The following is a 9,755-nucleotide window of genomic DNA, read 5'->3' as shown; positions in this document are numbered from 1 at the left end:
CGCTCGACCGCCCCGACCTGCTCGGCGACCCGGTGGCCAAGGCGCTCGCCGCGCTGCCCGCCGAGCACGCCGCACGTTTCGGTGTGGCCGAGATCGATCCAGACCTCGCCGACACCGCCGCCTTCTGCGACACCTACGGCTCCCCGCTCGAGGCCTCGGCCAACTGTGTCGTCGTCGCCGGCAAGCGCGCCGGGGAGGAGCGGTTCGCCGCGTGCCTGGTGCTCGCGACGACCCGGGCCGACGTCAACGGCGTGGTGCGCCGGCGGCTGGACGTCCGGAAGGCGTCCTTCGCTCCGATGGACACCGCGGTCGAGCTGACCGGGATGGCCTACGGCGGGATCACCCCGCTCGGCCTGCCCGCCGGCTGGCCGCTGCTGCTCGCCCCGACCGTCGTCGCCGCGCCGGAGCTGGTGATCGGCAGCGGGATCCGGGGCAGCAAGCTGCTCGTGCCCGGCCCGACGCTCGCCGTGCTCGCGGGCGCGGAGGTCGTCGAGAACCTCGGGCGGCCCGCCTCCCCGGAATCTTAAGTGTTCGTTGCGTTCCAGCGAGAGCTTCGGATACGTCGTTGATCGTGGCTGGGTGCCGTCACGGTCCCCTGAGGTTCCCGTTGGTCGGCAGAGGACTTTCTCCTAGTCGCTGAGCTCTCCGTGTAGGTGCGGGAAGACCCTTGCCACCTTCGCGGTCAGGTAGTCGCCGTAGGTGCCCTCGAACGCCAGTGGGCTCGTCCCGTCCCAGCGCCGGCGCCCGCCCGAGTCCGTCGCCGCGCGGTCGGGCAGTGGCGGGACCGTCGCGGTGAAGTCGGGGTCCAGGAAGAACGGGAACGACAGCCGGCCGCGGCCGCTGGTGTTGCGGACCCGGTGCGGGGTCGAGCGGTACCAGCCGCCGGTCAGGCGTTCCAGCATGTCGCCGATGTTGCAGACGAACGTGTCCGGCAGCGGCGGCGCGTCGACCCAGCCCGCCGGCGTGTGGACCTGCAGGCCGCCGTTGTCGTCCTGTGCCAACAGGGTCAGCAGGCCGTAGTCGGTGTGCTCGCCGACGCCCCAGGCCGGCGATCCCGGCGAGGCGGGCGGGTAGTGGAAGATCCGGAACAGCACGGTCGGCGAGGCCGTGTAGCCGGCGGCGAAGTAGTCCGCGTCGAGGTCGAGGCTGCGCGCCACGCCACGCAACACCTGCTGCCCCACCGCCGTCAGTTCGTCCACATAGGACAAGACGGCCGAACGCAGGTCGGGCACCTGGCGTGGGAACAGGTTCGGGCCGTGCAGCGGCAGCTCCTGGCCCGCCGGCAGCTCCGTGCCGAAGTACAGCCCCTCCTTCAGGTCCCGCTCGCCGGAGGTCAGCTCGGCGCCGACCGGGAAGTAGCCGCGCCACGCCCGGCCGCCGCGGGACATCTCGACCTCCAGCTTCGCCGCCTCGGGCAGGGCGAAGAACGCGCGGCTCGCCGCGTCCAGCCGGTCCCGGAGCGCGGTCGGGACGCCGTGGCCGGTGACGTAGAAGAACCCGGTGTCGCGGCAGGCACGCTCGATCTCCGGCGCGGCGCGCTCCGCGTCGGAGATGTCGATGACCGGGAGCACCGTCAGAACACCACGGTCTTGTTGCCGTGCACCAGAACCCGGTTCTCCAGGTGCCAGCGCAGACCCCGGGCCAGCACCATCTTCTCGATGTCGCGGCCGCGGCGGACCATGTCGGTGATCGAGTCCGCGTGCCCGACCCGGATGACGTCCTGTTCGACGATCGGGCCGGCGTCCAGCTCCGCGGTGACGTAGTGGCAGGTCGCGCCGATCAGCTTCACGCCGCGGCGGTGTGCCTGGTGGTAGGGCCGCGCGCCGACGAACGAGGGCAGGAAGCTGTGGTGGATGTTCAGCGCCCGGCCGCTCCACGACGCGCACAGGTCCGCGGGCACGATCTGCATGAACCGGGCGAGCACGATCGCGTGTGGGTCGCTCGCCTCGACCAGCTCGCGCAGCCGTGCGAACGCGGCGGGCTTGTCGTCGACGGGGAACGGCACGTGGTGGAACGGGATCCCGTGCGCCTCGGTGATCGCGGCCAGGTCGGGGTGGTTGCCGATCACCGCGGTCACGTCGACGTCCAGCTCCCCGGACGCGACGCGGCCGAGGATGTCGTAGAGGCAATGGCCTTCCCTGGACACCAGGATCACCACGCGCCGCCGCTCGTCGGTGTCCATGATGTTCCAGTCGCGCTCCTCGGCGAGCTCCGCGGCGATCTCGCCGAACCGCGCGCGCAGCTCGTCGATGCCGACGCCGAGCGTGCTCGCGTCGATCTCCTGGCGAGTGAAGAACCAGCCGGTGTCCTGGTCGGTGTGGTAGGCGGCCTCGACGATCAGCCCGCCGAGGTCGGCGAGGAACGTCGCGATCCGGGCCACGATCCCGATCCGGTCCGGGCATCCGAAGGTGATCACGAAGCGGCGGCTCATGGCGCGCGCAACGCGTCGACCAGGGAGCGGTCGCCGTTGACGATCGCCGTGCTCGGCCGGTGCCACGCCGCGCGGTAGACCGCGTCCGCGGTGCCGACCACCGCGGCGTCGGCGTCGACGTCCGTGGCCGGGCTGACCTCCGGGACCTCGCCGGGCTTGAACCGCACCAGCCACGCACGACCGGCGTCGGCGGCGTGGAAGAGAACGGTGCCCTCGAGTTCGGGCTGCTCCTGGCCGCGGTGCGGGGCGAGCATCCCGAGCACCTCGTCGATCCCGTCAGCCGCGAGGTCCGAGTCGAACACCAGCGAGGGCACGGCGTGCGCGTCGTCCGTCCCCGCGGCGGCGTGCTCGGCGTCGAGGCGGTGGATGGCGGTCTCGTGCGCCTGGCGCCGAGCCCAGAAGGCGGCCGTCGGCGGCTCGCTGCTGGCGAACACCCAGGCGGGTGCGTCAGGGCCCATCGCCCGCAGCTTGGTCAACATCGTGGCGAGCGTCGTGTCCCACCAGCCGAGCAGTTCCTCCCAGTCCTCCGGCGACGGGGCCGGGGTGGGCCGCTCGGCGTCCGGCGGCAGGTCGAGCGCCTGCCCGACCCAGTCGTGCACGCGGGCGATGTGGCGGACGAGGCGGTGGACCGTCCACTCGGGACAAGTCGGGACCGGTGCGGCCGGGCCGGCGGAGACCGCCGCCGCGCGCAGCGCGCGGGCCTGCTGTTCGATCCGGTCCAGAAAGCTCGCGAAGTCCACGCGAGCGAGAATAGTCACCCGCGGACCGGAAGATCTGCAGCTCTTCCGGGCGCGGGGCTAGTCGAGGCGGGTCCGCGCGTACTCGGCCATCGCCGCGCGCAGGAACTCCGCCAGCCGGGGGTCGGTCCGGTCGAAGTTCGCCCGGAACCTCGGGTCGTCGGCGTACAGGTCGCCCAGCCCCGTGTAGGACTCCCGGTTCGGGGTCCAGTGCTGGCTGATCCACCGGTAGTGGCCATCCAGCACGTCCTGCACCGCCGGGTCGACCGGCTCGCGGCCCGCGTCGATCAGCTCGACCAGCGAGTCGAGCTGCGTCGCCCACTGCTCGCGCTGGTCGCGCCACCACCGGCTGGGCTCGTCCTTCACCTGTGCGTTGGCGGCGTCCACGTTCTCCGCGCCCCACCGCTGCCGGGCCTCCTCCTGGAGCTCGGCCTGCTTGGCCGAGTCGAAGCCCTCGAACCAGTGGTCCATGGAGCTGCCTGACTTCGCGTTCACGTTCTCACCTCCTCTCAGCTCCTCGATCGTGCGGGACACTGTGTTCGCCAGCCGCTGGAACCGGTCGCGCTCGGCGAGCAGCCACTTGCGATGCAGCGCCAACACCTCGGCCCGGTCGCGACCCTCGTGCACGATCTCGGCGATCGCGTCGAGGCCCACCCCCAGCTCGCGCATGACGAGGATCTGCTGGAGTCGCAGCAGCTGCTCCTGCTCGTAGTACCGGTAGCCGTTGGCGCCGACCCAGGCGGGCGGCAGCAGGCCGATCTCGTCGTAGTGGCGCAGGGTCCGGGACGTCACCTTGGACATCCGCGCCACCTGAGCGATCGACCATGCCATGCCGACCACGATAGAAGTTGACGTAACGTCAAGGTCAAGCTGAACAGCTTCGGGTCGGCCCTGTCAGGCGTCGCCGGCCAGCCACTTCTCGGCGTACTCGGCCTCCGCTGCCAGCAGCTTGCCGACCTGCTCGGCGACGACCTTCTCCAGCTTTCCGCCGATCAGCGGGATGCTGACCTTCACCTGGGCGGTGATCACCAGCGTGCCCTGGGAGTCGGTGCCGGCGATCCGCGAGCGGCCCTGGATCTCACCCGGCACGCCGGCGATCGTGACCCGGGTGGCGCCCGCGTAGAAGTCGCCCTCCGGCCGCCACCGCTCCTCGCGCTCGACCACGAGGTCGCCGTTGATGATCGTCCGCACCGCGCCGGGCAGCCGGGAGGCGTCCACGCCCTGGCGCATCCGGAAGGTCACGCGGTCGCCGTCACGGGAGTGCGCGAGCAGTGTCGCGTCCTTGCCGCCGATGTCGGTCAGGCGCTCGGTGAGGAATGCCTTGTCAACGAGGGTGCCGTACACCTCGCCGGCCGCGACGGGGAACGTCGACCGGTGCTCCAGGCTGGTTGCCATGCGACGGAGGTTACCGTTGGAGCCCATGACCAGCCTTCCCCTCGGTGCGGACGGGATCGTGGCCCGATCCGCTGTTCCCCTGTCCGGGTACACCACGCTGCGGCTCGGCGGTCCCGCCGCCAAGTTCGTGGCAGCCGGCTCGGCCGAGGACGTGGCAGCCGCGGTGAGAGCCGCGGACGGCCGGGAGGAACCCGTGCTCGTGCTGGGCGGCGGGTCCAACCTCGTGGTCGCCGACGAGGGGTTCGACGGCACGGTCGTGCAGGTGGCCAACAGCGGCAGCAAGATCGACTCGCTCGGCGACGGGCGGGTGGTGCTCACGGTCGAGGCCGGCGAGGACTGGGACGCGGTCGTGTGCCGGACGGTCGAGGCGGGGCTCGGCGGGCTCGAGTGCCTGTCCGGCATTCCGGGCTCGGTCGGCGCCACGCCGGTGCAGAACGTCGGCGCGTACGGCATCGAGGTCTCGCAGCTGCTGATCTCGGTCGACCTGCTGGACCGGGTGGCCGGCGAGATCCGCACGCTCGGCGTCGAGGAGCTCGGTCTCGGCTACCGGACGAGCGTGCTGAAGGGGACCGAGCGTGCGGTCGTGCTGCGGGTTCGCTTCGAGCTCGCCGACGGCGGGATGTCCGCGCCGATCAGGTACACCGAACTGGCGCGGGTGCTCGGCGTGCGACAGGGCAAGCAGGTCCCGGTCGACCTGGCCCGCCAGGCGGTGCTGGAGCTGCGGCGGGGCAAGGGAATGGTGCTCGACACGGCCGACCACGACACGTGGAGCGTGGGGTCGTTCTTCACGAACCCGATCGTGCTGAAGCGCGACCTCGGCGGGGTGCTGTCCCGGATCGCGGCGCGGATCGGCGCGGACGTGCCGGTGCCGCAGTACCCGGCGGGCGTCGGCGCGACGAAGCTGTCCGCGGCGTGGCTCATCGAGCGCGCGGGGTTCGCGAAGGGCTACCCGGGCTCGGAGGGCCGGGTGGCGCTGTCGGGCAAGCACACGCTGGCGCTGACGAACCGAGGCACCGCGACGACGGAGGACCTGCTCGCGCTGGCCCGCGAGGTTCGGGACGGCGTTCAGGTCGCGTTCGGAGTGGAGCTGCAGGCAGAGCCGGTCCTCGTGGGCTGCACTCTCTGATCGCCCGCGCTGTTCGCGCTACTCGCGGTGCAGCCGCGTCGCCGAGGCCTGGGCGCGGGGCTTCAGGACGATCTCGTCGATGTTGAAGTGCGCGGGCCGGGTCACCGCGAACACGACGGTCTCCGCGACGTCCTGCGCCGTCAGCGGTGTGACTCCCGCGTACACCGCGTCCGAGCGCTCCGCGTCGCCGTCGAAGCGGACCAGCGAGAACTCCGTCTCCACCATGCCCGGCAGGATCTCGGTGAACCGGACCGGCTGGCCAAGGTGCTCGCCGCGCAGGGTGCGGTGCAGGGCCGACTGCGCGTGCTTCGCGCTCGTGTAGCCCGCGCCCCTGTCGTACACCTCGCGCGCCGCGATCGACGTCACCGTCACCACGTGGCCGTCGCCGGACGCGACGAGCGTCGGCAGCAGCGCCTTGGTCAGTCTCAGCGTGCCCAGGACGTTCGTCTCCCACATCCAGCGCCAGTGGTCCTCGTCCGCGGACTCGACCGGATCGAGGCCCCGTGCGCCGCCGGCGTTGTTGACCAACACCCGGCACGCCGGTGCCGCGGCGACGAACTCGGCCACGGACGAGGGTGACGTCACATCAAGTGGCAGCGCCGTGCCGCCGATCTCCGAGGCGATGGCAACGAGTCGATCGACCCGGCGGGCGCCGAGGATCACGTGGAAACCGGCGGCGGCGAGCCCCCGCGCGGTCGCCTCGCCGATGCCCGAACTGGCCCCGCTGACGATCGCCGTGTCGATGTCGTTCACGTTTACCGATCCAACACCGGGAGGTATCCCGGGTGGGTGCCCGCCGGAGTATGACCACTGTCACACTCTCCTGCAAGCACCTCGTCCGGCTCCCGGGCGTCCTCAATACGAGGGCCAGACTCAGGCGGAGGTTGACACACGGTGAGAACACAGCGGATGTTCGGCTCGGTCGTCGCGTTGTTGGCGACCCTTTCCCTGGTCGCCGCGTGCTCAAACGAAACAGACGGTGGCGCGGTCTTCGACTCGAAGGCGCCCGGGAAGCAGCAGGAACGCGACGAGACGCCGGCCGCGAAGATCACCTTCGCCCCCGCCGACGGCGCCAAGGACGTGCCCGTCCTCGATCCCATCAAGATCACCGTCGACGGTGGCGAGCTCACCGACGTCAAGCTGGTCACCCCCGCCGGCAAGGAGGTCGCCGGCAAGCTCGCGGCGGACAAGCTCAGCTGGACCAGCGGCGAGGTCCTCGGCTACGGCAAGACCTACAAGTACGAGGCCACCGCCGAGAACGAGTCCGGCAAGGAGTCGACGCAGGAGGGCAGCTTCACCACGCTCGCCCCCGCCGCGACCCCCCGCGCCACGATCAACCCTGGCGACGAGGCCACCGTCGGCGTCGGCATGCCCGTCAGCATCAAGTTCCCCGAGGGCCCGGTCACCGACAAGGCCGCCGTGGAGAAGGCCCTGAAGCTTGAGACGTCCGTCCCTGTCGAGGGCTCCTGGGGCTGGCTCGGTGACCAGCAGGTCGACTGGCGGCCAAAGGAGTACTGGCCGGCCAACACGAAGGTGACGGTCAACGCCAAGCTCTACGGCCTGTCCTTCGGCGACGGCGCGTACGGCAAGTCCGACCTGTCGACATCGTTCACGGTCGGTCGCAGCCAGGTCGTGAAGATCAACACGCCCCAGCACAAGATGGACGTGTACCGCGACGGCTCGCTCGCCGCGAGCTACCCGGCCAGCAACGGCAAGGACGCCGACCCGAACCTGAACACGCCCAACGGCACCGTCATCGTGATGTCGAAGGAGCCGGTCGGCGACTTCTCCAACCCGCGCTACGGCTACACGAACGTCAAGAAGAAGTGGGCCGTGCGCATCTCCAACCACGGCGAGTTCATCCACGAGAACGAGGAGAACCGCGCCAACATCGGCAAGGTCAACAGCTCGCACGGCTGCGTCAACCTCTTCGAGGCGGACGCGAAGAAGTACTACGACACCGCGCTGGTCGGCGACCCGGTGGAGATCACCGGCTCGAAGGCCAAGTTCCCGACCACGTCGGACGTGTTCGACTGGCTGATCCCGTGGAGCCAGTGGCAGTCGATGTCGGCCTTGTGACCGGCAGGCTCGTCGGCTGTGTCGAAGGTGCCGGCGGCGTGCGGCTGGCCGTCCGCGAGGCCGGCCGCACGGAGGCGCCGCCGTTCGTGTTCCTGCACGGCTGGTCGGCCAGCGGCAGCGCCTGGGCCCGGCAGCTCGCCGACCCGGAACTGACCGCACACCACCGACTCGTGGCGCTCGACCTGCGCGGACACGGTGAGTCCGACACCCCGGACCCGGCCGGCGGCGGCTACGCCGACCCGGCCGTCTGGGCGGCGGACGTCGCCGCGGTGCTCGAGCGGACCGGTCCGGCGGTGCTCGTCGGCTGGTCCTACGGCGGCCTGGTCATCGCCGACTACCTGCGCGAACGCGGCACCGCCGGGGTGCGCGGCATCGTGCTCGTCGACGCCATCACCGAGATCGGCCCGGGCAACCCCGGCGGCGAGGTCGGCCCGGCATGGGACGGCCTGATGCGCCCGGCGCTGTCCGAGGACCCGGCCGTCGCGGTCCCGGCGCTGACCGCCTTCGCCGGCCGGATGACCGCCACGCCGCTGCCCGGCGCCGGCGTCCAGCGGCTCGTCTCCGACATGCTGCGGGTGCCGCCGGCCGTGCGCGCGGCGCTGTTCCGGCGAACACTCGGCAGTGCTGAAGTGCTGGCCGGCGTGTCCGTGCCGGCCCTGGTCGTGCACGGTGAACGGGACGAGGTGATCAGTCCGCGGGCGGCCGAGTACGCGGCCGGGAAGATTCCCGGTGCGCAAATGCGTTGGTTCGAAGACGTGGGCCACATGCCGTTCGCGGAACGAACCGACGCGTTCGACACGGTCCTGCTCGAGTTCGCGGGTTCGACCACCAGCCACTAGTCGGGAGTGGATGTGCGGGAAGCCAGCAGTGCCGTAGTTGAGGGTGCCCTAGAGGGTGCGGTAGTACGACTCCATCGCCCGCCGAGGCGGGTGGCGGTGCTCTCCGTCCACACCTCGCCGCTCGAGCAGCCGGGCACCGGCGACGCCGGCGGGATGAACGTCTACATCACCCAGACCGCGACCCGGATGGCCCGGCGCGGGATCGCCGTCGAGGTGTTCACCCGGGCCACGTCCTCGGACCTGCCGCCGGTGGCCGAGCTCGCGCCGGGCGTGCTGGTCCGGCACGTGCACGCCGGCCCGTTCGAGGGGCTCGGCAAGGACGAGCTGCCGGCTCAGCTGTGCGCCTTCACCGCGGGCGTGCTGCGGGCCGAGGCCTTCCACGAGCCCGGCTACTACGACCTCGTGCACTCGCACTACTGGCTGTCCGGGCAGGTCGGCTGGCTCGCCCGGGACCGCTGGGGCGTGCCGCTGGTGTTCTCCGCGCACACGCTGGCCAAGGTCAAGAACCTCGCGCTCGCCGCCGGTGACAGCCCCGAGCCGCGCACCCGCGCGATCGGCGAGCAGCAGGTCGTCGACCAGGCCGACCAGCTGATCGCCAACACCGCGGTCGAGGCGGGCCAGCTCGTCGACCTGTACGACGCCGCGCCGGACAAGGTCAACACCGTGGCGCCGGGCGTCGACCTGGACCTGTTCGCGCCTGGCGACCGGGCCGCCGCACGCGCCGCGCTGGGCATCCGGCCGGACGCGGTCGTGCTCGCGTTCGTGGGCCGGATCCAGCCGCTGAAGGCGCCGGACGTGCTGCTGCGGGCCGCGGCCGAGCTGCTGGCCCGCGGTGCCGTCTCTCGCGAGCGGCTGACGGTCGTCGTGGCCGGCGGGCCGTCCGGGTCGGGCCTGGAGGCACCCACCTCGCTGCAGGAGCTGGCCGTCGCGCTCGGCATCGACGACGTCGTGCGGTTCCTGCCGCCCCGGCAGGGGCCCGAGCTGGTCGAGGTGTACCGGGCGGCCGACGTCGTCGCGGTGCCCAGCCACAACGAGTCGTTCGGGCTCGTCGCGCTCGAGGCGCAGGCGTGCGGGACGCCGGTCGTGGCGGCCGCCGTCGGCGGGCTGCCGGTCGCCGTCGCGGACCGGTCGTCTGGCCTGCTCGTCCG

At 71.7% G+C, this 9,755-nt stretch carries 11 protein-coding genes; 5 read left to right on the top strand and 6 right to left on the bottom strand.

Features of this window, described 5'->3' with window-relative positions; genetic code table 11:
- Positions 1 to 527: YbaK/EbsC family protein (locus ACRDSK_RS27800; RefSeq protein ID WP_431444291.1), on the top strand; the 527-nt coding region annotated here is incomplete at its 5' end.
- Positions 528 to 629: 102 nt separating this feature from the next.
- Here the strand turns inward: ACRDSK_RS27800 and ACRDSK_RS27795 are convergent.
- From ACRDSK_RS27795 to ACRDSK_RS27775, 5 genes are all read right to left on the bottom strand, one after another.
- Positions 630 to 1,571, bottom strand: coding sequence for an isopenicillin N synthase family dioxygenase (locus ACRDSK_RS27795; RefSeq protein ID WP_431444290.1), 942 nt, complete (start codon positions 1,569 to 1,571; stop codon positions 630 to 632).
- A gap of 2 nt (positions 1,572 to 1,573) precedes the next feature.
- Positions 1,574 to 2,431 carry a formyltetrahydrofolate deformylase gene (gene purU, locus ACRDSK_RS27790; RefSeq protein WP_431444289.1) on the bottom strand — a complete coding sequence of 286 codons (858 nt, stop codon included), beginning with the start codon at positions 2,429 to 2,431 and terminating at the stop codon, positions 1,574 to 1,576.
- Positions 2,428 to 3,171: a maleylpyruvate isomerase N-terminal domain-containing protein gene (locus tag ACRDSK_RS27785; protein ID WP_431444288.1), complete on the bottom strand. Its 744-nt coding sequence runs from the start codon at positions 3,169 to 3,171 to the stop codon at positions 2,428 to 2,430. Before ACRDSK_RS27785 ends, purU begins: the two co-directional genes overlap by 4 nt.
- Positions 3,172 to 3,228: 57 nt before the next feature.
- Positions 3,229 to 3,999, bottom strand: a complete 771-nt coding sequence (locus tag ACRDSK_RS27780; RefSeq protein ID WP_431444286.1) for a MerR family transcriptional regulator — start codon at positions 3,997 to 3,999, stop codon at positions 3,229 to 3,231.
- Positions 4,000 to 4,062: 63 nt separating this feature from the next.
- The gene (locus tag ACRDSK_RS27775; RefSeq protein WP_431444285.1) at positions 4,063 to 4,563 is read right to left on the bottom strand and encodes a DUF2505 domain-containing protein; all 501 of its coding nucleotides are present in this window, start codon (positions 4,561 to 4,563) and stop codon (positions 4,063 to 4,065) included.
- A gap of 25 nt (positions 4,564 to 4,588) precedes the next feature.
- On the opposite strand from ACRDSK_RS27775, the gene ACRDSK_RS27770 reads away from it, so the two are divergent.
- On the top strand, positions 4,589 to 5,689 hold the full coding sequence (locus ACRDSK_RS27770) for a UDP-N-acetylmuramate dehydrogenase (RefSeq protein WP_431444284.1): 1,101 nt from the start codon (positions 4,589 to 4,591) through the stop codon (positions 5,687 to 5,689).
- Positions 5,690 to 5,707: 18 nt separating this feature from the next.
- Here the strand turns inward: ACRDSK_RS27770 and ACRDSK_RS27765 are convergent, their stop codons facing one another.
- Positions 5,708 to 6,442 (bottom strand): SDR family NAD(P)-dependent oxidoreductase, encoded by a 735-nt coding sequence (locus ACRDSK_RS27765; RefSeq protein ID WP_431444283.1) that lies wholly within the window; start codon positions 6,440 to 6,442, stop codon positions 5,708 to 5,710.
- Positions 6,443 to 6,598: 156 nt separating this feature from the next.
- Between ACRDSK_RS27765 and ACRDSK_RS27760 the strand changes: the two genes are divergently transcribed.
- From ACRDSK_RS27760 to mshA, 3 genes are all read left to right on the top strand, one after another.
- Positions 6,599 to 7,768, top strand: coding sequence for a L,D-transpeptidase (locus tag ACRDSK_RS27760; protein ID WP_431444292.1), 1,170 nt, complete (start codon positions 6,599 to 6,601; stop codon positions 7,766 to 7,768).
- Complete coding sequence (locus tag ACRDSK_RS27755; protein ID WP_431444282.1) at positions 7,744 to 8,607, top strand: alpha/beta fold hydrolase; 864 nt, start codon at positions 7,744 to 7,746, stop codon at positions 8,605 to 8,607. Before ACRDSK_RS27760 ends, ACRDSK_RS27755 begins: the two co-directional genes overlap by 25 nt.
- A 90-nt stretch (positions 8,608 to 8,697) precedes the next feature.
- Positions 8,698 to 9,755 (top strand): D-inositol-3-phosphate glycosyltransferase (gene mshA, locus ACRDSK_RS27750; protein ID WP_431444281.1); only part of this gene is annotated, 1,058 nt, incomplete at its 3' end.

The sequence above is a fragment of the Actinophytocola sp. genome (assembly GCF_050699915.1).
Lineage (GTDB): Bacteria > Actinomycetota > Actinomycetes > Mycobacteriales > Pseudonocardiaceae > Actinophytocola.
Note: the sequence above shows the minus strand (reverse complement) of the source record. Positions and strands in the feature narration are given on the sequence as shown.